Source organism: Gillisia sp. JM1, from assembly GCF_000424645.1.
Taxonomy (GTDB): domain Bacteria; phylum Bacteroidota; class Bacteroidia; order Flavobacteriales; family Flavobacteriaceae; genus Gillisia.
On the sequence record NZ_KE384218.1, the window covers coordinates 1,137,063 to 1,159,523 of the forward strand.

At 35.2% G+C, this 22,461-nt stretch carries 25 protein-coding genes; 16 read left to right on the top strand and 9 right to left on the bottom strand.

Features of this window, described 5'->3' with window-relative positions; genetic code table 11:
• Positions 1-122 precede the first annotated feature (122 nt).
• On the top strand, positions 123-782 hold the full coding sequence (locus H033_RS0108420; RefSeq protein WP_026837914.1) for a hypothetical protein: 660 nt from the start codon (positions 123-125) through the stop codon (positions 780-782).
• Here H033_RS0108420 and H033_RS0108425 read toward each other — a convergent pair.
• The 3 genes from H033_RS0108425 to dnaA are packed head-to-tail and all read right to left on the bottom strand — an operon-like array spanning position 779 to position 3,437.
• On the bottom strand, positions 779-1,510 hold the full coding sequence (locus H033_RS0108425; RefSeq protein WP_026837915.1) for an SAM-dependent methyltransferase: 732 nt from the start codon (positions 1,508-1,510) through the stop codon (positions 779-781). The two genes, H033_RS0108420 and H033_RS0108425, sit on opposite strands and share 4 nt — an antisense overlap.
• Positions 1,511-1,534: 24 nt before the next feature.
• Entirely contained in the window at positions 1,535-1,999 is a 465-nt protein-coding gene (locus H033_RS0108430; protein ID WP_026837916.1) for a low molecular weight protein-tyrosine-phosphatase, read from the bottom strand.
• Between the two features lie 10 nt (positions 2,000-2,009).
• On the bottom strand, positions 2,010-3,437 hold the full coding sequence (gene dnaA, locus H033_RS0108435; protein WP_026837917.1) for a chromosomal replication initiator protein DnaA: 1,428 nt from the start codon (positions 3,435-3,437) through the stop codon (positions 2,010-2,012).
• Positions 3,438-3,642: 205 nt separating this feature from the next.
• Between dnaA and H033_RS0108440 the strand changes: the two genes are divergently transcribed.
• Positions 3,643-4,041 (top strand): acyl-CoA thioesterase, encoded by a 399-nt coding sequence (locus H033_RS0108440; RefSeq protein WP_026837918.1) that lies wholly within the window; start codon positions 3,643-3,645, stop codon positions 4,039-4,041.
• Here H033_RS0108440 and H033_RS0108445 read toward each other — a convergent pair.
• From H033_RS0108445 to ribD, 4 genes are read right to left on the bottom strand one after another with little or no spacing between them, the layout of a single operon-like run.
• Complete coding sequence (locus H033_RS0108445; RefSeq protein ID WP_026837919.1) at positions 4,038-4,652, bottom strand: IMPACT family protein; 615 nt, start codon at positions 4,650-4,652, stop codon at positions 4,038-4,040. The two genes, H033_RS0108440 and H033_RS0108445, sit on opposite strands and share 4 nt — an antisense overlap.
• 11 nt (positions 4,653-4,663) lie before the next feature.
• A complete protein-coding gene (locus tag H033_RS0108450; protein ID WP_026837920.1) occupies positions 4,664-5,530 on the bottom strand; it encodes an EamA family transporter in 867 nt (288 codons plus the stop codon).
• Positions 5,527-6,135 carry an HAD family hydrolase gene (locus tag H033_RS0108455; protein ID WP_026837921.1) on the bottom strand — a complete coding sequence of 203 codons (609 nt, stop codon included), beginning with the start codon at positions 6,133-6,135 and terminating at the stop codon, positions 5,527-5,529. The genes H033_RS0108450 and H033_RS0108455 overlap by 4 nt, the downstream gene beginning before the upstream one ends.
• Positions 6,128-7,192 carry a bifunctional diaminohydroxyphosphoribosylaminopyrimidine deaminase/5-amino-6-(5-phosphoribosylamino)uracil reductase RibD gene (gene ribD / locus H033_RS0108460; RefSeq protein ID WP_026837922.1) on the bottom strand — a complete coding sequence of 355 codons (1,065 nt, stop codon included), beginning with the start codon at positions 7,190-7,192 and terminating at the stop codon, positions 6,128-6,130. The genes H033_RS0108455 and ribD overlap by 8 nt, the downstream gene beginning before the upstream one ends.
• 28 nt (positions 7,193-7,220) lie before the next feature.
• Between ribD and H033_RS0108465 the strand changes: the two genes are divergently transcribed.
• From H033_RS0108465 to ligA, 5 genes are all read left to right on the top strand, one after another.
• On the top strand, positions 7,221-7,709 hold the full coding sequence (locus H033_RS0108465) for a GNAT family N-acetyltransferase (protein ID WP_026837923.1): 489 nt from the start codon (positions 7,221-7,223) through the stop codon (positions 7,707-7,709).
• A gap of 85 nt (positions 7,710-7,794) precedes the next feature.
• Complete coding sequence (gene prmC, locus H033_RS0108470) at positions 7,795-8,607, top strand: peptide chain release factor N(5)-glutamine methyltransferase (protein WP_231367579.1); 813 nt, start codon at positions 7,795-7,797, stop codon at positions 8,605-8,607.
• Between the two features lie 27 nt (positions 8,608-8,634).
• The gene (locus tag H033_RS0108475; protein ID WP_081661825.1) at positions 8,635-9,246 is read left to right on the top strand and encodes a TIGR00730 family Rossman fold protein; all 612 of its coding nucleotides are present in this window, start codon (positions 8,635-8,637) and stop codon (positions 9,244-9,246) included.
• A 338-nt stretch (positions 9,247-9,584) separates the two neighbouring features.
• Entirely contained in the window at positions 9,585-10,265 is a 681-nt protein-coding gene (locus tag H033_RS0108480; RefSeq protein ID WP_026837926.1) for a VOC family protein, read from the top strand.
• Between the two features lie 22 nt (positions 10,266-10,287).
• A complete protein-coding gene (gene ligA / locus H033_RS0108485) occupies positions 10,288-12,288 on the top strand; it encodes an NAD-dependent DNA ligase LigA (protein WP_026837927.1) in 2,001 nt (666 codons plus the stop codon).
• 93 nt (positions 12,289-12,381) lie between these two features.
• Here ligA and H033_RS0108490 read toward each other — a convergent pair whose 3' ends face one another.
• Both H033_RS0108490 and H033_RS0108495 read right to left on the bottom strand, forming a co-directional pair.
• The gene (locus H033_RS0108490; protein ID WP_026837928.1) at positions 12,382-13,290 is read right to left on the bottom strand and encodes a bifunctional metallophosphatase/5'-nucleotidase; all 909 of its coding nucleotides are present in this window, start codon (positions 13,288-13,290) and stop codon (positions 12,382-12,384) included.
• A 3-nt stretch (positions 13,291-13,293) separates the two neighbouring features.
• Positions 13,294-14,061 carry a 5'-nucleotidase C-terminal domain-containing protein gene (locus H033_RS0108495; protein ID WP_026837929.1) on the bottom strand — a complete coding sequence of 256 codons (768 nt, stop codon included), beginning with the start codon at positions 14,059-14,061 and terminating at the stop codon, positions 13,294-13,296.
• Between the two features lie 167 nt (positions 14,062-14,228).
• On the opposite strand from H033_RS0108495, the gene H033_RS0108500 reads away from it, so the two are divergent.
• The 9 genes from H033_RS0108500 to H033_RS0108540 all read left to right on the top strand — a co-directional run bounded on the left by H033_RS0108500 (position 14,229) and on the right by H033_RS0108540 (position 22,374).
• Positions 14,229-14,927, top strand: a complete 699-nt coding sequence (locus H033_RS0108500; protein ID WP_155827755.1) for a hypothetical protein — start codon at positions 14,229-14,231, stop codon at positions 14,925-14,927.
• Positions 14,928-14,947: 20 nt separating this feature from the next.
• Entirely contained in the window at positions 14,948-15,448 is a 501-nt protein-coding gene (locus H033_RS0108505; protein WP_026837931.1) for a DUF6913 domain-containing protein, read from the top strand.
• An 11-nt stretch (positions 15,449-15,459) separates the two neighbouring features.
• Positions 15,460-16,335, top strand: a complete 876-nt coding sequence (dapA, locus tag H033_RS0108510) for a 4-hydroxy-tetrahydrodipicolinate synthase (RefSeq protein WP_026837932.1) — start codon at positions 15,460-15,462, stop codon at positions 16,333-16,335.
• A 185-nt stretch (positions 16,336-16,520) separates the two neighbouring features.
• Positions 16,521-17,348, top strand: coding sequence for an outer membrane protein assembly factor BamD (locus tag H033_RS0108515; RefSeq protein WP_026837933.1), 828 nt, complete (start codon positions 16,521-16,523; stop codon positions 17,346-17,348).
• 11 nt (positions 17,349-17,359) lie between these two features.
• Positions 17,360-17,689, top strand: a complete 330-nt coding sequence (locus H033_RS0108520; protein ID WP_026837934.1) for a DNA-directed RNA polymerase subunit omega — start codon at positions 17,360-17,362, stop codon at positions 17,687-17,689.
• Between the two features lie 6 nt (positions 17,690-17,695).
• Positions 17,696-18,904, top strand: coding sequence for a bifunctional phosphopantothenoylcysteine decarboxylase/phosphopantothenate--cysteine ligase CoaBC (gene coaBC, locus H033_RS0108525; RefSeq protein ID WP_026837935.1), 1,209 nt, complete (start codon positions 17,696-17,698; stop codon positions 18,902-18,904).
• Positions 18,897-19,787: a DUF4835 family protein gene (locus H033_RS0108530; protein WP_026837936.1), complete on the top strand. Its 891-nt coding sequence runs from the start codon at positions 18,897-18,899 to the stop codon at positions 19,785-19,787. Before coaBC ends, H033_RS0108530 begins: the two co-directional genes overlap by 8 nt.
• A 61-nt stretch (positions 19,788-19,848) precedes the next feature.
• The gene (recN, locus tag H033_RS0108535) at positions 19,849-21,501 is read left to right on the top strand and encodes a DNA repair protein RecN (RefSeq protein ID WP_026837937.1); all 1,653 of its coding nucleotides are present in this window, start codon (positions 19,849-19,851) and stop codon (positions 21,499-21,501) included.
• Between the two features lie 51 nt (positions 21,502-21,552).
• The gene (locus H033_RS0108540; protein WP_026837938.1) at positions 21,553-22,374 is read left to right on the top strand and encodes an enoyl-ACP reductase; all 822 of its coding nucleotides are present in this window, start codon (positions 21,553-21,555) and stop codon (positions 22,372-22,374) included.
• Positions 22,375-22,461: the final 87 nt, after the last annotated feature.

Here is a 22,461-nt window from a genome sequence, read left to right on the forward strand (position 1 = left end):
CATTGGAAAGTTAAATTTTGTTTAACAAGCTGTTGGTCAGATTATTAAAATTTATTGTATATTTGCACGGCGAAATTGAGAAGGGTATATTATTACCAATTGCTTCTCAGAATCAAAACATTATGAGAAAGAAAGTTGCAAAATTTTCAATTCTACCTATTTTAACAGGTGCTATATTTTTTAGTTTTTCCACAAAGGAAGCTGCAAATTTAGATATGTATGTCACCTCGTCCCTTAAACCTTTAGACTACACTGTTCCCAATACAGAGGAAATACCAGAAGAAACCGTAGAGGTTATAAAGGTAACGCCTCAATTGGGGAAATCTTATGTTGGTTTTAAAGAAGCTTTGGGTTTTAAAGAATCTCGAGGTAATTATAAAACCATTAACCAATATGGTTATATGGGGAAATACCAATTTGGGAAAGGAACTTTAAAATTGATTGGAGTTTATGATACTCAATTATTCATAGATACTCCAGAATTACAAGAAGCGGCATTTTATGCAAACGCATCTAGAAATAAATGGATTTTAAAGAGAGATATAAAAAGGTTTGAAGGTAAAAGAATAAACGGAATTCTTATTACGGAATCTGGAATACTAGCTGCAGCGCATTTAGCAGGTCCTGGAAGTGTGAAAAAATACCTTAGAAGTTGGGGAGCAACGGCTTTTAGTGATGCTTTTGGAACCACTCTTGGTTATTATATGAAAAAGTTTTCAGGATATGATACTTCTTTTGTTCAGCCAGAAAGAAAAGCAAAAGCGATAATAGCTATTTCTTAAACATCCTTTTGAATTATAAACATGGTAGGCCTTTTATGAAGGTCTACTTTTGTTTTAGACCAATCCAGAATAGACTTTGTGATTATATATTCTGATGCAAGTGTTAAATCACAGGCAATACAGAGTTTGGTAGCAGGATTTAATATTTGTACCAGATCTTCCACTAACTGATTATTTCTATAAGGTGTTTCAATAAAAAGTTGTGCCTGGTTTCTTTCTGATGAGATTCTTTCTAATGTTTTCAGCTCTTGCTTTCGCTCTTTCTTGTCTATTGGTAAATAGCCGTTAAAAGTAAAGCTTTGACCATTCATTCCGCTACCCATCATAGCCAAAAGAATAGAAGAGGGGCCAACCAAAGGAATTACTTGAATTCCCATTTCATGTGCCAGTTTCACTATTTCGGCGCCCGGATCTGCAATTCCTGGACAGCCAGCTTCGCTAAGCAAGCCAACATCTACTCCTTCTTTGCAAGGATCTAAAAATGTAGACAAAATGGAAACATCGGTAAATTTATTTAGAGCGTTTAGTTTTAATGAAGATTGTGATTTTTCCGGAAGTACTAGCTTTATAGATCTTCGTGCAGTCTTTTCGTTCTCTACAATATAATGATCTATTTTTTCAATTATAGTTCCTATTGATTCTGGAAGAACCTCAGAAATTTTAGACTCTCCTAAAGTGGTTGGAATTAAATATAATTTTCCTGAGAATTTAAAGATAGAATTACTCATAATTAAATTTAGATGTTATTTGGGCTAGTGCTTTTCTTCCAATTTATTGGCGATAATCCCGCAAGCTTCATCTAGCATTTTGTAAACGTTTTTGAAACCTTCAGCTAAACCTTGATAAGGGTCCGGAACATCTACGTTTTCACCAGGAAAAATTTCATCCAATATAAGTTTCACTTTCTTTTTGTCTTCTTCATTTCTTGCCAATGCGATCACATCTGCATAATTAAAGGTGTCCATGACGTAAATATGATGGAATTGATCGAAATCCTGAACACCAAATTGTCTTCCCTTTTGTGAAGTGATATCCAATTTGTGCTTTTTTGCAATAGCTATAGAGCGAGTATCTGGCAGATCGCCTATGTGATAATCACCTGTGCCTGCAGAATCTACATAGACTTTTTCAGGGTCTGTTTTGGACTTTAGAATACCTTCGGCTAGTGGAGATCTACAGATATTTCCTAGACACACCATTAAAACGTTGGTTTTCATAAAATATAAATTAAAGAGTAAGTTTTTTGTTAAGGTCTTCTACAAACTTCTTGAATTGCTTATCCGTAGCAGCTAAGTTATCCACCGTTTTGCATGCATGAAGTACTGTGGCGTGATCTCTCTTGCCAATCTGACTTCCTATACTTGCTAGTGAGGCCTTTGTTAACCTCTTGGCAAAGAACATAGCAAGTTGTCTCGCTTGTACGATATGTCTTTTTCTGGTTTTAGACTGAAGTGTTTCTACATCCATTTGGAAATAATCACTAACGATCTTTTGTATATAATCTATAGAAACTTCTCGTTTAGTATTTTTAACGTAGTTGTCTACGATCTTTGTGGCCAATTCTAGCGTAATATCCTTTTTATTGAAAGAAGAGTGTGCGATAAGTGATATGATCGCACCTTCTAGTTCTCTAATATTGGTTTTTATATTATTCGCTAAGAAGTCAATGATATCATCAGGCATTTCTACACCATCACGATATAATTTATTTTTAATAATTGAAACGCGAGTTTCAAAATCTGGATGTTGTAATTCTGCTGAAAGCCCCCATTTAAAACGAGATAATAAGCGTTGTTCGATATCCTGCATATCTACAGGTGCCTTGTCACTGGTTAGAATAACCTGTTTCCCGTTTTGGTGAAGGTGGTTAAAAATGTGAAAAAACACATCTTGAGTTCCCGCCTTACCAGATAGTAACTGAATATCATCTACTATCAACACATCTATAATCTGATAGAAATGAATAAAATCGTTTCTATTATTCTTTTTAACAGACTCGATGTATTGTTGCGTAAATTTTTCCGCAGAGATGTATAAAACCGTCTTTTCTGGATACTTATCTTTAATGTCTACCCCAATAGCATGGGATAAATGCGTTTTTCCAAGTCCCACACCTCCAAAGATCAATAAAGGGTTGAAAGAAGTCCCTCCTGGTTTATTAGATACTGCTAAACCTGCAGAACGTGCAAGCCTGTTAGAGTCACCTTCAAGAAAGTTTTCGAAACTATAATTTGGATTAAGCTGAGATTCAATTTTAACATTTCTAATCCCCGGAATAATAAAGGGGTTTCTTAGCTCTGGATTTTTATTCTTAATTGGTACGTCTACTTCTTGAGAAGTCATTTGGCTTCGTTGTGTGCTAGGTATTTTCTCTGTAAATGGAATTTTGTTCCCGTAGGTGTTTTCCATTTTAATAACATATACCAGCTTTGCTTTTTCTCCTAGCTCTTTAGTTAATGAAACTTTTAGAAGTTTTACATAGTGTTCCTCCAGCCATTCATAAAAGAATTTAGAGGGCACCTGTATGCTCAATGCACAGTCCGTAAGTTTTACTGCTTGAATAGGTTCAAACCAAGTCTTATAAGCTTGGGGGGTAATGTTATCTTTGATAAAAGCTAGACAGCTATTCCAAACTGATTGCGCAGTTTTTGACATGCTTATTACTTGGTTATAAATTGGTTAGTAGATCATTGAAAATTGGTAAGCACAAATTGGGCTTTAATTTCTCGCAGAACAAATATGTGAACAAAATATCTAATAAAAAAATGCTTTCACCCTTGAATTTTAAGAAAATTTTATGCATACTTACTTCGTTTGATGAATGTACAAAAACCTATCTAACTTATCCCGATAAAATTCTATGAAAAGTCATAATACATATGTTAAGGTCAGATATGCAGAAACAGACCAAATGGGTGTGGTGCATCATGGTAATTACGCAGATTACCTAGAAATAGCACGCCTGGACTGGCTTGATGAACTAGGAGTCTCCTATAAATCTATGGAAAAAGAGGGGGTGATGTTACCTGTTTATGAATTACATTTTAAATTTATTAAGTCAGCATTGTTTGATGATGAACTTAAAATTGTAACAAAACTAATGAAAACTCCAAGTGTTAAAATTGAATTCGATTATGAAATCTATAATCAGGGAGGAGATTTGCTAACAACGGCAAGAACGGTTTTAGTATTTATGGATATGCAGTCTAGAAAACCAATTAGATGCCCAGAATATATTTTAGATAAGTTGAAGAATTAATGCTCTAACTCTTTAATTTCGACTTTGTAAACACTAGAAAATTTTTCGAAAATAGTTTCAGATTCCTTTTTTCTTACTGAAATAAATATTTTACAGTCCAATGCTAATTGCTGATCTATCACATTAAGATTGTGTTCCTTTATAATTCGCATAACCACATTCATTTCCGGATAATCGAATTTTAGCAAGTATAGATCGTCTATGGTGCGTTTTAAGATATTGCTTTCTTCCAAAGCCATTTGCGCGGCAGTTCTGTAAGCATTTATTAATCCGCCAACGCCTAGTTTTACACCTCCAAAATAGCGTACAACCACAATTAAAATATTGGTGACATCAAAAGATTGAATTTGTCCATAGATGGGCATTCCGGCAGAATTGGACGGCTCCCCATCATCATTAGCTCTAAACTGATGATCTTGTTCTTCTTTTCCTAACTGCCAGGCATAACACCAATGCCTTGCTTGATGGTGTTTCTTTTTAAGATCTTCAATAATTCCTTTTACTTCCTTTTCAGCTTTAATAGGAAAGGCATATCCAAAGAATTTTGAATTCCGATCCTTGAAAATAACTTCTTCAGAAGCTTTGGTGATGCTTTGGTAAGTGTCTTTCACAATATTTAAATTCAGCTATTTGCGACCAAAAGAATACTAATAATTGCTAGAATGATCCCAATCCAATTCTTGGTTATTAATTTTTCTTTGAATAATATAATTCCAAGTAAAGTAGAAACCAAAACTATCGCCACATTATTTATTGTAAAGATTGTTGAACTTTCAAATCCGTTATTTCTAAGTGCCATTACAAGGAAATAAATGGAAAAGAAATTTGGAATACCAAGAGCGATACCTCCAAGTATATTTCTTCCGGTGATCCTTAATTTCCCGGTTAGTCCTTGGAAAATCAATACTAAAATCCCAATAGTTCCTGCTACAGAAAATATAGTAGAAGAGAAAAGGGCAACGTCGGTCTCATTTACATATCCAGATTCTATAAATTTAATAAGAGTGTCTATGAGCCCACTACCTATAAATACCAAGATTGGATAAATGAGATTTTTTTTCTTGATAGCAATCCCTGTTTTGGCTTTTATAGAACTCAGATAAACAGCTATTAATGCCAGAATGATCCCTAATACTTTTAAAACTCCTGTGCTTTCATTGAAATATAAAATCCCAAATAATACAGGAATTGCTACAGACATTTTTGTGGCTACAGAAACGACCGAAAGTCCACTACGCTGTGTTGTTATTGCTGCTAGATTGAAGACGATAATAAATAGAAGACCAAGTATCAGGGTGCCATAGAACCAAGGTTTAGATGGAATTTCGCTAATGTTGGCATCTTCTACAAATCCAAAATACCCGACTGAACACGCAATAAAATAATTAAAGATGATTGCTTGGAGGGTATTGATTTCAAATCGTTTGAATAATTTAAAAACAACAAAAATGATACTTGAAGAAAGGATACTTAATAGAAGATATATCAAAATAGTGCTTTATTGGTAGTGAATAGATCAATAACATCCTCTCGAGTTGGCTCTAGATTCCAAACATGAATCCCTAATTTTTCGGCAGCTGTGGTGTTTTCTAAAACGTCATCAATAAATAGGCATTCTTCAGCTTTTAGTTGATGTTTATTAAGTACAAATTCAAAAATATCTGAATTTGGCTTCCTTAAATTTATTTCATGAGATAAGTAAAACGCATCGAAACAAGATTTAAATTCTTCAAAAAATGGAACTTTTTCCTTGACCCAATCTATATGAATCTCATTGGTGTTGCTTAAAAGTATTAGTTGGTAGTTCTTCTCTTCTGCAAGTTTTTTTATAAAGTGATATCGGTATTTTGGAAAATCCACTAGGATTGCGTTCCAAGCAGCAATAATTCCTTCATGTGATAGGGATGAGAAATTATTTATATAGGAACTAATAAATGATTCCGAAGAAATTAGGCCCATCTCATATTCCTTGTTAATATGAAGCATATCCTCTGGAAGCTCTTTAATAGCTAGTTTTTGGAGCTCTCTAAAGGTTGCAGGTTTGTCTAGGTTGATAAATACATCGCCAAAATCGAATATAATAGTTTTAATCATTGGAATAAATTCTTAAAGTATCTCCTGTTTGAGTGTTGTTTTCTTTAAATGTACCTGGTGGTAAGGGAGCTTTAATCCCTCTTTTGAAATGTGCATCTCCAGTAAATACGCGAGCTTCATCCCAAAGACCAGAATCTATAAAAGACTGTATGGTTCTAGTTCCTCCTTCAATAATTATAGATTGAATGTTATGTTTATACAGGATCTTACAAATTTCGGCAGTGACATCTTTGTTGAAATCGATGGTTTCAAAGATTAAATTTTCAGAAGAAGTTTTAGGGTTTGTTTTGTGAGCCTCCTCTTCACAAATCACAATGGTTTTAGTGCTTTCGTCTAGAAGTGCAGAATCCCCTGTTAATCTCAATCGCCTATCTATGAGTATCCTTACAGGATTTGTTCCTTCCCAAAGTCTTGTGTTCAACTTTGGATTGTCCATAACAGCAGTGTTGGTACCCACTAAAATAGCAGTCTCTTCGCTCCGCCATTTATGAACTAGTTGCTTGGAGTAGTTATTAGTGATCCAAACGGGTTCTCGGTGATGATTTTCTTCAGAAGAAATAGGTGCTAAAAAGCCATCTATGCTTTGTGCCCATTTTAAAATAATATAGGGTCTTTGGTGTTTATGAAATGTAAAAAAGCGTTTATTTAAGGCATTGCATTCTTTGTCCAAAATCCCCAAAATAACTTCGCAACCTGCGTCCATCAGTTTTTTAATGCCTTTACCAGAAACTGCAGGAAAAGGATCTATGCTTCCAATCACGATCTTTTTAAAGCCGCTAACAATTATTAAATCGCTACAAGGAGGTGTTTTTCCATAGTGTGAGCAAGGCTCTAAACTTACGTAGATAGTTGCCTTTTTTAATAGTGATTTATCTTTAACAGAATTTATGGCGTTCACCTCTGCATGGGGCTCTCCTGCTTGGCGATGCCAGCCTTCACCAATGATTTTATCGTTGTGAACTATAAGACTTCCAACCATAGGATTAGGGTAGGTGGTTCCTATTCCATTTTCAGCTAATTGTATGCACCTTTTTATATATTTTTCGTGTATCTTCACACCACAAAAATAAGATTAATTAGTAAGAATGTGCAGTTTTAAGATTCGTGAGATTCAACCTAAAGACAACCAGAGTGTTGCACAGGTGGTGAGAAAAGTTTTAGTAGAAATGGGAGTACCTAAAGTGGGCACTGCTTATGAGGACAAATCGTTGGACGATATGTTTGCTACCTACGATCAAGACAAGATGCAATATTTTATTGTAGAAGAAAAAGGTGAAATTATTGGAGGCGCAGGAATTGGTCCATTACTAAATGGCGAAGAAACAGTTTGTGAGCTACAAAAAATGTATTTCTTACCAGTTGCTCGAGGTAGAGGTATTGGAGCTGCAATGATGAATACTTGTCTGCATTATGCAAAGGCAATGGGCTACAAGCAATGCTACCTTGAAACTTTACCATACATGGAAGATGCCCGCCGACTATACAGTCGTTCAGGATTTAATTCTTTAGAGAAGCCAATGGGAGATACAGGACATTACAACTGTACCATGTGGATGCTCAAAGATCTAGATTAGATAAGTAGAGTTTTCTTTGGTCTTAATTAAAAAACGCTTCTGAGTATTGTTACTTTTAGATTATAAAAAACAATTTTGTACTGGTTTGAAAAATGAATATCCTTTAGAGGAGATCAATTCATTTTTCAATATTCTAATAGCGCATTATTTAAGTGTGACTCGTTTGGAGTTGGCCCTGAATCCTAAAAAGAAGTTATCTTCTGAAGAAATAAAGCTTTTTGATAAGATTTTGCTGCAACTACAGCGACATGAACCAATACAGTATATTATAGGAGAAACTGAATTCTTCGGACTAAAATTTCAGGTAAATAAAAATGTGTTGATCCCAAGGCCGGAGACAGAAGAATTAGTTTCTTGGATCCTTTCAGACCTTTCTGATAATAACACTTCAGCTATAAAAATATTGGATATTGGTACAGGAAGCGGATGCATTGCAATTAGTTTGGCCAAGAATTTACCAAATGCAAAGATTTCAGCTTTAGATATTTCTAAAGAAGCCTTAAAAGTAGCTTCCAATAATGCCGAAGCAAACGGTGTGGAAGTGAAACTTGAAAACCAAGATATTCTTCATTTAAATAAATCCCTAGATTCTTTTGATATTATAGTTTCTAACCCACCATATGTTCGGGATCTGGAGAAAAAGGAAATGAACAGGAATGTCCTTGAAAACGAACCAGAAGGAGCGCTGTACGTTCGGGATAATGAACCGCTTATTTTTTACGAAGCTATTACTGATCTTGCACAAACCAGTTTAAATAAAGGAGGAAGTTTGTATTTTGAGATAAATCAATTTCTCGCCAAAGAAACTGAAAAATTACTGAAAGAATTCGGGTTTAAAACCACTCTTAAAAAGGATATTTTCGGTAATTTCAGGATGATAAAAGGAATAAAACAATAACATCTAATTTTTAAAACTGTTTCCTATTTGAAAACTCATAATAACTATAAGAACAACTTGAAAAGTATTGCAGTGTTTTGCGCCAGTAGTGATGGTGTAGATTCTGTGATTTTTGAAGAAGCATACCATGTTGGAGGATATTTGGCTAAGAGTAATATAAAATTGGTCTATGGTGGGAGCAAACTAGGCTTAATGGGACAAGTTGCCAAAGGAGTCTTAGACAATAATGGATCAGCAACTGGAGTGATCCCAGATTTTTTGAAAACAAAAGAAGTAGTGCATAACGGTTTAACAGAGCTTATTACAACAAAGAACATGCACGAGCGCAAGCTGAAGATGCATGATCTAAGTGAAGGTTTTATTGCATTACCCGGTGGATTTGGAACTCTGGAAGAACTTTTTGAGATTCTTACCTGGGGGCAATTAGGCTTGCATAAACATCCTATTGGGATCTTAAATAGCAATAATTATTATGATGATCTTTTGGAGATGATGGATAAAATGGTAGCAAAAGGTTTACTAAAAAAATCTAATATGAATCTGGTTTTAGTAGCTAATAATATTGAAGAGTTAATAGATAAAATGAGACATTTTGAGCCAATGCCGGTGCCTAAATGGATGAACAAAAATCAGACATAGGTTTCCTAGATGATATATGTTTGGTCTAATTGAGCGCTAATTATGTTAATGGGAGCTTGTCACACTGAGCCTGTCGAAGCCTAGCTTTCAAGAAACTTCGACAAGCTCAGTTTGACAGTATAGCAATAAAATGAACTATGAAGATAAAAAATTTGATTGCCTGGTTTTGTTATAATTATTTTAATCAACTTTATTCAGATTTATCGTCATGCTGTGCCGAAGCTTCGGGAGTTTCAGCATCCAAACCAATCCAGAAGAGAGACCCTGAAACTAGTTCAGGGTGAGGAACATAGAAACTTCGACAAGCTCAGTTTGACTGGACAACAATAAAACAAATAATGAAGATCACAAGACTAGATGTAGGTTGTAAGAATATCGTAAAGCAACAACAGTTTTACAAGGATGTTCTTGGTCTTGAAATACTTAATTCTACATTAAACTCTTTCGAATTACAACTTGGTTATTCTGTGTTGAATTTTCAGGAAGCTGAAAGTTTTACGCCTTATCATATTGCCTTTCATATTCCAGATAAAGCAGAAGAAAAAGCTTTAGAATGGTTAAAGAGTAAACTGGAAGTTTTGAAATACGAGGATCTAGAAATTATAGATTTTAAGGGCTGGAATGCGAAATCCCTTTATTTTTATGATGAAGATAAGAATATTATGGAATTTATTTCACGACGATATTTTAATGGCAAATCAGACGAAAGCTTTTCGGAAAAAAGTATTTTGGGCATCAGTGAGATTGGCTTAGCAACTGAAGATATTCAAGAAAAACACCAGTTTTTAAGTGCTAAAATAGGCTTAGAGGTTTTTGATGGGGATTTCGAAAAATTTTGTGCCATTGGAGATAATAAAGGATTGTTAATTACCATAAATAGCCAGCTCATAACTTGGTTTCCTACTGGTGATACAGCCTATAATTCAGAATTTAAAATTCAATTAGAACATAACGAAAAGGAATATAAGCTTCAATACTCAGGTAAAAAATTGAAGATGATAGACCCTTTGTCAAAATAATTATTCAGCATAACTTTTATAAATGACTACAGAAGAAAAGATCAAGCAACTTAGTAACGAATTGGAGCAACATAATTACCAATATTATGTGTTGGATTCCCCGGAAATTAGTGACTTCGATTTTGATATGAAATTGAAAGAATTACAAGATCTGGAAGATAAAAACCCTGAATTCTTTGATGCTTCTTCGCCTACCCAGCGCGTTGGTGGAGCTATTACAAAGAACTTTGAAACTGTAGTTCATGATTTTCCTATGCAATCACTTTCTAATTCCTATTCTAAAGAGGAATTGGAGGAATGGGAAGCCAGAGTTAAAAAAATGGTGGACGGGGAATTGGAATATGTGTGCGAATTAAAATACGATGGCGCATCCATAAGTTTAACCTATGAAAAAGGGAAATTAATACGTGCAGTTACTCGCGGAGATGGTGTTCAAGGAGATGATGTAACCAATAATATAAGAACAATAAGAACGGTGCCATTAAATTTGAAAGGAGATTTCCCCGACAAATTTGCTATTCGAGGAGAAATTGTTTTGCCTTATGAAGGTTTTGCAAAAATGAATTCAGAACGAGTAGAAATTGGGGAGGAACCTTATTCCAACCCTAGAAATACTGCTTCGGGAAGTTTAAAGATGCAGGATAGTGCCGAGGTTGCAAAAAGACCTTTAGATTGTTTGCTTTATAGTCTTGTTGGCCGAAATTTAAATCTAAGCTATCAATACGAAGGTTTGGAAAAGGCTAGAAATTGGGGATTCAAAGTGCCCAAGGAAGCTAAGCTGACGAAAAATATAGATGAGGTCCTTGAATTTATCCAGTATTGGGATATTCATAGACACGATCTGCCTTATGAAACAGATGGAGTGGTAGTAAAAGTGAATAATTTACACCAACAAGAGGAATTGGGAAGCACTGCAAAATCTCCACGTTGGGCAATAGCATATAAGTTTAAAGCGGAACGGGAATCGACGGTATTGCGAGAGATAACTTATCAGGTAGGGAGAACAGGTGCAATTACACCTGTGGCTAATTTAGATCCTGTACAGTTAGCGGGGACTATTGTAAAAAGAGCATCCCTGCATAATGCCGACCAGATTCAGAAATTAGATATTCGAGAGGGAGATACTGTTTTTGTCGAAAAAGGAGGAGAGATCATCCCTAAGATCATTGGAGTTGATTTCACACAACGTGACCCGAATTCCGAAGAAACTCAATACATTAAGCAATGCCCTAAATGTGGGACAGATCTGGTTAGAGCAGAAGGTGAGGCGCATCATTATTGCCCTAATGATAATGGATGTTTCCCCCAGATAGTTGGGAGAATTCAGCATTATATATCCAGAAAAGCTATGGATATTGAAGGGCTTGGTGGAGAAACAGTTGCCTTATTGGTAAAGGCCGGATTAATTCATAATTATGCCGATCTCTATACCTTGAAAAAAGAGGATGTTTTACCATTGGAACGAATGGCAGATAAATCTGCAGATAACTTGATCCTTGGAATTGAAAACTCTAAAGAGATTCCGTTCGAGCGTTTATTGTTTGCATTAGGAATTCGTTATGTGGGAGAAACTGTGGCTAAAAAACTGGCCAAGCATTATAAAAGTATTCAAAATTTAATGCAGGCAACTACAGAAGATCTTGTAAATGTAGATGAAATTGGACAGCGAATAGCGCAGAGTGTTATCGATTTTTTTGCTTCAGAAGAAAATAGAAATACTATTAAAAGACTGATGGATTTTGGATTGCAATTAGAAATATCTGCCGAAAAATTAGCCAACCAAACCGATATTTTACAGGGAAACACTTTTGTGATCTCAGGTGTGTTTTCTAAGGTTTCCAGAACAGACCTTAAGAAATTAATAGAAGATAATGGAGGAAAGGTTTCCAGTTCTATTTCTGCAAAAACCAATTATCTGGTAGCAGGAGAAAATATGGGGCCTAGTAAATTAGCAAAAGCAGAAAAACTTGGAACAGAAATTTTAAGTGAAGATGCGTTCCTTGAAAAATTGGATCCCTCATAGAGGTTCTAATTCCCGGTCCTGATGGATCTATGGATGCCTCGAGTTTAAAGTAAAATTTAGAGAATTCCTTGTAGTCTTCCCGATTTTCTTGATTTAAACGCCAATGCTTACTCCGCTACCATCTATGTTATTCTCATTGTCTAAGTAAAAATCGATACGACCTAAATAGAGACCGTAGCAGCCTACCTGATTAACCAATACCTTTTTACCTTCAAGATTTTGGAGGATCGTAGGTTTATCTAGAAAAGTATGAGTATGCCCACCAATTATCAGATCTATATCTTTTGTTTGTTTGGCTAGTAGCACATCAGATATTTTAGATTCATTTTTGTATTCATAACCCAAATGAGATAAGCAAATTACGAGATCACATTTCTTTTCTTGTTTTAAGATACGAGTCATTTCTGTTGCGATCTCCACAGGATCCAAATACTTGGTTTCTTTATAAAGACTCTCGTTTACCAATCCTTTTAGTTCTACACCTACGCCAAAAACACCAATCTTAACACCATCCTTCTTGAAAATCTTAAAAGGAGAAGTTTGACCATCCAAAATAGTATTGCTGAAATCGTAATTAGAAGATATAAAATCGAATTCGGCATGCGGCATCTGTGATAGAAGTCCGTTTAAGCCATTATCAAAATCATGATTCCCCAATGTTGCGGCATCATATTTTAATTTACTCATCAGTTTGAACTCTAATTCCCCTCCATAAAAATTGAAATACGGAGTACCCTGAAATATATCCCCGGCATCTAGTAATAATGTATTCGGATTTTCAGCTCTAATTTGCTCTACTAATGTGGCTCTTCTTGCAACACCGCCCATGTTAGGGTTTCTAGGGTCATTTGGTCCAAGAGGTTCTATATGGCTATGCACATCGTTGGTGTGCAAAATGGTAATATGCTTCTTGGTGTTTTCAGAAAAAGAAAGCGATAACCCACCCAATCCTATAAAAGCTCCGGTTGCAGCTGTTTGCTGAATAAAATTTCTTCTTTTCATTATTTAAAGAATTTGGATGTAACGCTTGTCTATAGTAGCTTTAAGGGTGTCCACTTTTTTGAAATGATCTATGATCGCATTTCTAAGCTTGTAGTCTATTTTATGCAGGTTTATAGGATTTTTTAGAAATACCATATTGTCGCCACCCTGTTGTAAATAATCTGAAGTTGCTACGAAATAAATTTTTTCAGCCTTAATAGGTTCACCTTTAATAATTGCACTTATGGTCTTAAAATCTTTATCAACTTTTAATTCGAGTCCGCTTATAGGATGTGCAGTTTTTGCTACTTCAAGATAGCTAAGCATTTCAAGCATTTTTTTTCCGGAGATCTCTACTACTACGATCTCATTTTCAAACGGCATTAGTTGAAACCCCGTTCTTGAAGTGACAGCACCTTTCCCGATTCCAGACCTGATCCCGCCCTTATTTAGAAGAACCATGTCTATTTTGTTCCCGGTACGAGATCTAAAAATTGGATTTGCCTGCTCCATTACCAGATCTGCCATCATATTCCCTAAAGCAGTATTAAGCTTTCCATCACTTTTGCTTAAATTACTAGGATTGTAGGCTAAAGTGCTATCTAAGGTGTTATTTAAATGAAGTGCATAAGGCTTAATAAATGCTTCAATTTCCGGATTGGCAGGAATTGTTTTATTAATAGGGATTCTTTTTCCAGTTATTGAAGAAGGTGAGGAGGTAATATGGGCGTTGTTCTTACAGGCAAATATGGACAATAAAAGCAGTAAGAAGGAGTAGAATCTAATTGTCATTAATAAGGGTTTAATCAAAAGGCACAAATATAAACAGATATTTGAAATGATATTTCTCTAAAACGCTTACTTTTAAAATCTTTAATCTTAATGTAGATTGGTTATAGTGAAACTAATTCAGCAAAAAATCAAGGAAATAGTCCCCTCTTAACGTATTAATTATCCCTATGCAATTAAGAATAATATGTTCAATTGGCTTTTTCGCCTTATTGATGGCTAGTATATATGCATTAATTGCTAATATATTTTGGCTGGATATCGTGAGCCATATTGGGTACTATATTTTTGCTTTTCTGTGGTTCATCCATCAACGAAAGGCTTATAATGTTTATTACTACTTATTTCTAGGCCTAACTCTAATTTCCTATTCTCTGGGAATGTTCGATAAATTTTGGGTGTTTGGTGATGTCGCCTTGCTTCTTCAGGCAATAAGCTTTCTTCCATTAATTATGGAAGCTACCAAGCATTTTAAGTTAAAAAACATGAGTAATTTTATGGTGTTATACCTTTTTAGTATAATTGGTTTAAATACTTATTTGTTATTGCTTCATATTAACGAAATGAAAACATACATCTCTGGTGATGTAACTTCCACAATTTATACTTTTTATTATCTTAATCTTGGAGCATTAGGCATTACCGCAATGGTGTATTATTTGAACTCTTTTTCTAAAAAATCTATGTATTTTATTTCTTTGGCAATTAGTATAATATTTGCCAATATACTACGAGATATGGGTGTTTTCTACTTTAAGGATATCAGTGTGGAGATTGCTGAAAGTATTATAAGAATGGGAAGTGCATTGTTTCTAGTGCTCTTTTTTATTACTTCGGAAAAAAGACTGAAGCTGGATGATTTCACATAAATAAGTTTTTACATTTAGATATGATTAAAGGCCTTAAACGTTCTCTTGCCAAAAGAAGAATTTCCAATTCTAACAGAGATTCTTCAGTTGAATTTAAAATGCCAATAACATCTGCTGCAGTATTATTGAATTCAGATAATATAATGGCATTGCCGGTTTTATTGAAATTGAAACAAGAATTAAATCTGAAGAATTCAGATTTTAAAGTTTTGTTACTTAAGAAAAAAGGAGAGAATTTCCCTGAATTTGATGGCTTAACTTTTGTTGAAGAAGACTTAAATATTATCGGGAATTTCAATAATAAAGAATTGTTGGAGTTTACCAAAAATAACATCGATTTACTTATTACTTTTGCAGGAGAATACAATTTGGAATTAAATCTTTTAACGGCAACTTGTAATGCAGGTTTAAAAGTTGGGAATAACCCAAAATACGAGAAAACCCTGGATGTGGTTATAAATTCTGGAGATGAAGTAGAGCTCTTTGCTTCAGAATTAATAAAAATTTTGAAACAGTTTTAAAAAAAATTAGAATGAATAGATTTATAGGTACCGGAGTTGCAATTATCACCCCTTTTCAAGAGGATTTTACGGTAGATGTAGAAGGACTTAAGAATTTGGTGAAAGATCAAATTGAAAATGGGATAGAGTATATCGTAGTTCTTGGAACCACTGGGGAAAGTGCAACTTTGAGTGACTCTGAGAAGGAACTAGTTAAAAAGACAATAATAGAAGCTAACAATGGGAAATTACCATTGGTTTTAGGGATTGGCGGTAACAATACTGCGGCTTTGGTAAATGAGTTTAAAAGTACAGATCTCGATGCATTCGATGCTATTCTTTCTGTTTCTCCATACTATAACAAGCCATCTCAAGAAGGGATCTATCAGCATTATAAGGCATTGGCAGCGGTTTCAGCAAAACCAATAATTATATATAATGTTCCTGGGAGAACCGCTTCTAATATTTTACCAGAAACCATAAAAAGATTAGCAACAGATTTTACAAATATCATTGGCGTTAAAGAAGCTGCAGGAGATATAGTACAAGCAATGAAACTTATTTCTTTGGTTCCGAAAGATTTTCTAGTGATCTCTGGCGATGATATGATCACCTTACCAATGGTGCTAGCAGGAGGTCACGGAGTAATATCGGTGATTGGGCAAGGTTTGCCGAAAGAATTCTCCCAGATGGTTCGTTTGGGATTAGATGGGAAGGTGAAAGAAGCCTATAAGTTGCATTATAAAATAGCGCCTTCTATAGATATGATCTTTGCTGAAGGCAATCCAGCAGGAATTAAATCGTTACTAGAAGCAAAGAATTCTTGTAAACCAGTAGTTCGCTTACCGCTAGTGAAAGTTTCAGATAAACTAAAGCAGGAAATACAAGCATTCGTAGATCAATTTTAATCTTTAATTCTTCGTGGCCTGTCCGAAACATTCAGGCGGGTTTGTATCGAAAATTTAAAATTATATTTCTCCCGAAACATAGGGATATATCTCGTGGGCTTGCTCCGAGGTTCTTGATTACCTGGGTAGTGCTATTTGCTAGGTTTTAAGTTTTTTAATATCATAGAAAAGAGTACTTTTGCAAGATGTTTTTACTAAGTATGAAAAAAGGTTTATTATTATTGGGTGTGTTTTTAATGTTGGCGTCTTGCAGTGAATACCAAAAGGTACTAAAGAGCGACGATGCAGGTAAAAAATACACATTGGCAGAGGAGCTTTACAATCAGGCAATTGTAGAAAACAGCAAGTCTACATTTAGGAAAGCACTTCGTATTTTTGAACAAATAGTTCCACAATATAGAGGGAAGCCTCAAGGTGAAAAATTAACCTTTTTATATGCAGATACTTATTATCAATTAGGCGATAACCAATTAGCTGGATACCAATTCGAGCGTTTTGTGGCATCCTACCCAAATAGTGATAAAGCAGAAGAAGCTACTTTTAAAAGCGCAAAAAGTTATTACTTAGATTCTCCTAGTTTCAATTTAGATCAGGCAGAGACGGTAAAAGCAATTGGGGAGCTACAAAAATATATAGATAAATATCCTAACGGAGAGTTTTTAGATCAGGCTAATAATTATGTAGCAGAGTTACGTATTAAGCTAGAGAAGAAAGCCTATGAGATAGCTAAGCAATATCACCATACCGAGAATTATAAGTCGGCTATTGTAGCATTTAATAATTTTATTACAGAGTATCCTGGTTCTCCTTTTAGAGAAGCAGCCTTTTATTTTCGATTCGATTCTGCTTACGAACTGGCAATAAACAGTTACGAGGTTTTAATGCAAGAAAGATTGAATACAGCAAAAGGATATTACACTAACTATAATAAATATTATCCTGAAGGAAGTGTATATTACGAACAGATACAAATAAATAATCAGGACTTAGAATCGAGATTACAAAATTTTTAATAAGATAGATGATGGATTTAAAAAAGATTAATGCGCCAATTAATACTACTACAATTGACAAGAATTTAGTAGATGCTCCAACAAATAATATTTATGAAGCTATTTCTGTGATCGCAAAGAGAGCTACTCAAATAAACTCTGAGATCAAAAAAGAGCTTTTGGAGAAATTGGACGAGTTTGCTACTTACAACGATAGCTTAGATGAGGTATTTGAAAATAAGGAGCAAATAGAAGTGTCTAAATTCTACGAAAAATTGCCTAAACCACATTCTTTGGCAGTTCAAGAATGGTTAGATGATAAAATTTACTACAGAGATACTTCTGAATCTTCTGAAGCATAAGTTAAGATGGGAGTGCTAGAAGGCAAGAAAATACTGTTGGGAATAACTGCCGGTATCGCTGCTTACAAGACAGCCTCCTTGGTAAGATTATTTATAAAAGCCGGAGCACAGGTCAAAGTTATTATGACCCCTTCGGCTAAAGATTTTATTACCCCACTTACTTTATCCACACTTTCCAAAAATGAGGTAATTTCTACTTTCACATCAGATGAAGATGAGAATACCACTTGGAACAATCACGTAGAACTCGGCCTTTGGGCCGATTTTATGCTTATAGCCCCTGCCACAGCCAACACCTTATCTAAAATGGCTTTAGGCGCCAGTGATAACATTTTACTGGCAGCATATCTTTCAGCTAAATGTCCGGTTTATTTTGCACCGGCAATGGATCTGGATATGTACTTGCATCCTGCAACCAAAACTAGCTTAGAAACTTTACGATCCTACGAAAATATAATGATCCCAGCAGAATCTGGGGAACTTGCAAGTGGCTTGGTGGGAGAAGGTAGAATGGCAGAACCAGAGAATATAGTGTCTTTTCTGGAAAAAGACCTTTTATCGCAATTACCTCTTCGGAATAAAAAAATACTTATTACTGCAGGACCAACCTACGAAGCTATAGATCCTGTAAGATTTATAGGAAATCATTCCAGTGGAAAAATGGGATTTGAGCTTGCCAAGGAAGCTGCAAAATTAGGAGCACAGGTAATTCTTATAAGCGGGCCTACTTATTTACAATTGGAGTCTTCCAGTGTTCAGCTTATTCGAGTTACTAGTGCTCAGGAAATGTACGAGGCAGCACATACTTATTTTGTACAGCAAGATGTTGTTATTGCGGCAGCAGCAGTTTCAGATTATAAGCCGAAGGAAGTCATAGATCAAAAAATAAAAAAGAAGGAATCTAGTTTGAACATCGAGTTGATTCCTACTCAAGATATTTTAGCCTCTTTAGGTAAAATTAAACAGCACCAAAAACTGATTGGTTTTGCTTTAGAAACTAATAATGAAGTAGAGAACGCAAAATCTAAACTAGAAAGAAAGAATTTAGACTTTATCGTGCTCAATTCTCTTCAAGATACTGGCGCCGGCTTTGCAAAGGACACAAACAAGATCAGTATAATTTCTAAAACTGAAATTAAAAATTTCCAGTTAAAGTCTAAATCTGAAGTTGCACAGGATATATTAAAGGAAGTTATATCTTTATTCCATGAGTAAATTAATTTTGATACTAGGTTTGTTCTTTTATGTGTCTATTGCGAGCGCACAGGAACTTAATTGTGAGGTAATTGTAAATGCAGAACAGACCGGGCAAAGTAATTTAACGGTTTTTAAAACCCTGCAAACTTCTTTGTCAGAATTTCTGAACCAGACGACTTGGACAGGAGCATCTTACCAAAGTCAGGAACGCATTAATTGCAGTGTTTTTATAAATATTTCTAGTTTCGATAATGAATCTTTTATTGGAACTATCCAAGTGCAATCTTCAAGACCGGTCTTCGGGTCTTCTTTAATTTCTCCGGTTTTCAATTTTAACGACGAACAATTCACATTTACTTACCGTGAATTCGAACCATTAAATTATAGCGAGAATACTTATTCTTCGAACCTGGTTTCTGTGATCTCTTATTATGTTTATACCATATTAGGCTTAGATGCAGATACATTTGAATTAGAGGGTGGAACTCCTTTTTATGAAGAAGCAAACAGAATAGTGACCACCGCACAGCAGGGGAATTCTTCTGGTTGGAGAGGATCTGATGGAACACGTTCCAGATATAGATTAAATGCAGATCTTTTGTCTAATGCTTTTTTAGGCTATAGAACAACTTTGTATCAATATCATAGATTAGGTTTAGATACCATGCATAAAGATGTGGCAAAAGGAAAACAAGCTGTTGCAGCTTCAATTTTAAATCTACAGAAGATGAGTGAGAGCCGGCCAAACTCTTTATTAATGAGAGTTTTCTTTGATGCTAAAGCTCAGGAATTAGAACAGGTTTTTAGTGGCGGTCCAAGTGTTCCGGTTACTGAATTAAAAAAGGCTTTGAACGAAATAGCTCCTTTATATGCAGAAAACTGGAGCAAGCTTCAATTCTAGCAATTTCCCTTTTGATTCCGAAGAAATTCTCACGTATCTTTAGCTTCAAAATTATAACACCTTGCTTACCGAATTATCCATAAAAAATTACGCCTTAATTGAAGATATAAAAATCAATCTTCAGCAGGGCTTTACCATAATAACCGGAGAAACCGGTGCCGGAAAATCTATTATGCTTGGGGCTTTAGGCCTTTTGCTGGGAAAAAGGGCAGATTATAGCGCCATAAGAAATGAAAAGAATAAATGCATCATAGAAGGCATTTTTGATATTTCCAATTACTCTTTGAAAAGGTTTTTCGAAGCCGAAGATCTGGATTTTGAGGAGCATACTATCATTAGAAGAGAGATTTTAGCTTCAGGTAAATCCAGGGCTTTTATAAATGATACTCCTGTTACCTTACCAGTTCTTGTAAAATTGGGAGACTTTTTAATAGATATTCATGGGCAACACCAAACCTTAAGTTTAGGGGAAAACCAATACCAGTTTCAGGTGTTGGATACCCTGGCTAAGAATCAAGAAGTTCTTCAGAAATATAAAAAAGGATTAAAGGAGCATAAAAAACTACAACTGCAACTAAGCGTTTTAAAAGAAGATCAGTCTCAAGCCCTAAAAGAGCATGATTACAATCTTTTTTTACTGAATGAACTGCAAGAAGCGAAACTTAAGGCTGGAGAGCAAGAGGAGCTGGAAGAACGATATGAAGAGCTTAGTAATGTGGAAACACTCACAGAGCATTTAAGTTTTGCGGTAAACCAGATCCAGCAAGAGGAAATAGGAAGCCTGTTTGGGCTTAAAGAAGTGAAAACAAATCTTTCTAAGATCTCCAAATTTTCAGCGAACTATGCTGCACTTCAGGAGAGAATTGAGAGTGTAATTATAGAACTGGACGATGTAGCGCAAGAGTTGGAGAATTCTTTAGAGCGGGTAGAAGCCAATCCTGAGGAATTGGAACAAGTAAACTCGAAATTGCAACTCATTCATAATTTACAGAAGAAACATGCGGCGGGGAGTGTAGAGGAACTAATAGAGATCACGAATACCTTAAATGAAAAAGTAGCACTTACAGAAAATGCCGATGCAGATCTTGAAAAGCTACAGCAAGATCTTTTAAAAAGCAGAAAGGAATTGGAAAGAATTTCTTTAGATATATATAATAACCGTAAAAAGATCATTCCAGACTTTATTACTACGGTAGAAAGAATTGTAGCAGAACTTGGAATGCCAAATGCACGATTAAAAATTGAGCTTAAACAACAATCAGAATTCTTTGCTAATGGGCAAGATATTTTAAATTGGTATCTGTCTGCAAATAAAGGAGGAGATTTTAATGATCTTAAAAAAGCAGCTTCTGGGGGTGAACTTTCACGAATCATGTTGGCAGTGAAAAGTATTCTTGCTACGCAAAGTAAGTTGCCAACTATCGTTTTTGATGAGATAGACACAGGGGTTTCTGGAGATATCGCACAAAAAATGGGAGATATCCTTCAGAAAATGGGCTTGAGTATGCAAGTAATTGCGATCACCCATTTACCACAAATTGCAGGGAAGGGAAGCAAACATTTTAAAATATTCAAGGAAGATATCGGCGAAACTACCGTTACAAAAATTGAAGAACTTGCAACAGAAGATAGGATAGAAGAACTTGCAATGATGCTTGGTGGGAACACTAAAAGTGAATCGGCGATGGCACATGCAAAAGCCCTTCTAAATTAATTCAAGTTTGTTATATTTGCCAGCTAATACAACTCAAAAAAAACAACATACATGTCATACAATCTACTTAAAGGGAAAAGAGGAATTATTTTTGGAGCTTTAGATGAAAATTCTATCGCCTGGAAAACTGCTGAGCGGGTTCATGAAGAGGGAGGAATTTTTGTGCTTACCAATGCACCAATTGCTATGAGAATGGGAAGCATTAATCAGCTTGCTGAAAAAACGAATTCTCAAATTATACCTGCAGATGCTACGAAAGTAGAAGATCTTGAAAATTTAGTAGATAAAGCTCAAGAGATCTTGGGTGGGAAATTAGATTTTGTATTACATTCTATAGGGATGTCTGTAAATGTGAGAAAAGGAAATCATTATACAGATATGAATTATGATTTTACTACCAAAGGTTGGGATGTTTCTGCGGTTTCTTTCCATAAGACAATGCAAGCGCTTTACAAAAAAGATGCAATGAATGAGTGGGGGAGTATTGTGGCATTAACGTATATGGCAGCACAACGTGTGTTCCCGGATTACAATGACATGGCAGATAACAAAGCATATTTAGAATCTATCGCACGTAGTTTTGGATATTTCTTCGGAAAGGATAAAAAAGTAAGAGTAAATACTATTTCTCAATCTCCAACCCCAACTACAGCTGGACAAGGAGTAAAAGGATTTGATGGTTTTATCGCGTATGCCGAGAAAATGTCGCCTCTTGGAAATGCGACTGCTATAGATTGTGCTAATTACACGATTTCATTATTCTCAGATCTTACCAAAAGAGTAACTCTTCAAAATCTTTACAATGATGGTGGATTCTCTAATATGGGTGTAAGCCAGCAAGTAATGGAAACTTTTACGAAGGATATGGATTAAGTTTTCTCATAATAATATTAAGGAGCTGTCCAGAAGGTATTTGCTGTGTGTCATCCTGTCCCGAGGCTTCGGGAGTTTCAGGATCTT

What these genes read in the sequence shown, in the direction of transcription:
- H033_RS0108425 (WP_026837915.1), bottom strand. Translation starts at nt 1,510, where the DNA reads ATGAGTAATTCTATCTTTAAATTCTCAGGAAAATTATATTTAATTCCA.
- H033_RS0108520 (WP_026837934.1), top strand. Translation starts at nt 17,360, where the DNA reads ATGGATTTAAAAAAGATTAATGCGCCAATTAATACTACTACAATTGAC.
- H033_RS0108490 (WP_026837928.1), bottom strand. Translation starts at nt 13,290, where the DNA reads ATGAAAAGAAGAAATTTTATTCAGCAAACAGCTGCAACCGGAGCTTTT.
- dapA (WP_026837932.1), top strand. Translation starts at nt 15,460, where the DNA reads ATGAATAGATTTATAGGTACCGGAGTTGCAATTATCACCCCTTTTCAA.
- H033_RS0108430 (WP_026837916.1), bottom strand. Translation starts at nt 1,999, where the DNA reads ATGAAAACCAACGTTTTAATGGTGTGTCTAGGAAATATCTGTAGATCT.
- dnaA (WP_026837917.1), bottom strand. Translation starts at nt 3,437, where the DNA reads ATGTCAAAAACTGCGCAATCAGTTTGGAATAGCTGTCTAGCTTTTATC.
- H033_RS0108440 (WP_026837918.1), top strand. Translation starts at nt 3,643, where the DNA reads ATGAAAAGTCATAATACATATGTTAAGGTCAGATATGCAGAAACAGAC.
- H033_RS0108465 (WP_026837923.1), top strand. Translation starts at nt 7,221, where the DNA reads ATGTGCAGTTTTAAGATTCGTGAGATTCAACCTAAAGACAACCAGAGT.
- H033_RS0108505 (WP_026837931.1), top strand. Translation starts at nt 14,948, where the DNA reads ATGATTAAAGGCCTTAAACGTTCTCTTGCCAAAAGAAGAATTTCCAAT.
- ligA (WP_026837927.1), top strand. Translation starts at nt 10,288, where the DNA reads ATGACTACAGAAGAAAAGATCAAGCAACTTAGTAACGAATTGGAGCAA.
- H033_RS0108530 (WP_026837936.1), top strand. Translation starts at nt 18,897, where the DNA reads ATGAGTAAATTAATTTTGATACTAGGTTTGTTCTTTTATGTGTCTATT.
- H033_RS0108515 (WP_026837933.1), top strand. Translation starts at nt 16,521, where the DNA reads ATGTTTTTACTAAGTATGAAAAAAGGTTTATTATTATTGGGTGTGTTT.
- H033_RS0108500 (WP_155827755.1), top strand. Translation starts at nt 14,229, where the DNA reads ATGCAATTAAGAATAATATGTTCAATTGGCTTTTTCGCCTTATTGATG.
- H033_RS0108540 (WP_026837938.1), top strand. Translation starts at nt 21,553, where the DNA reads ATGTCATACAATCTACTTAAAGGGAAAAGAGGAATTATTTTTGGAGCT.
- H033_RS0108420 (WP_026837914.1), top strand. Translation starts at nt 123, where the DNA reads ATGAGAAAGAAAGTTGCAAAATTTTCAATTCTACCTATTTTAACAGGT.
- H033_RS0108495 (WP_026837929.1), bottom strand. Translation starts at nt 14,061, where the DNA reads ATGACAATTAGATTCTACTCCTTCTTACTGCTTTTATTGTCCATATTT.
- H033_RS0108455 (WP_026837921.1), bottom strand. Translation starts at nt 6,135, where the DNA reads ATGATTAAAACTATTATATTCGATTTTGGCGATGTATTTATCAACCTA.
- coaBC (WP_026837935.1), top strand. Translation starts at nt 17,696, where the DNA reads ATGGGAGTGCTAGAAGGCAAGAAAATACTGTTGGGAATAACTGCCGGT.
- H033_RS0108480 (WP_026837926.1), top strand. Translation starts at nt 9,585, where the DNA reads ATGAAGATCACAAGACTAGATGTAGGTTGTAAGAATATCGTAAAGCAA.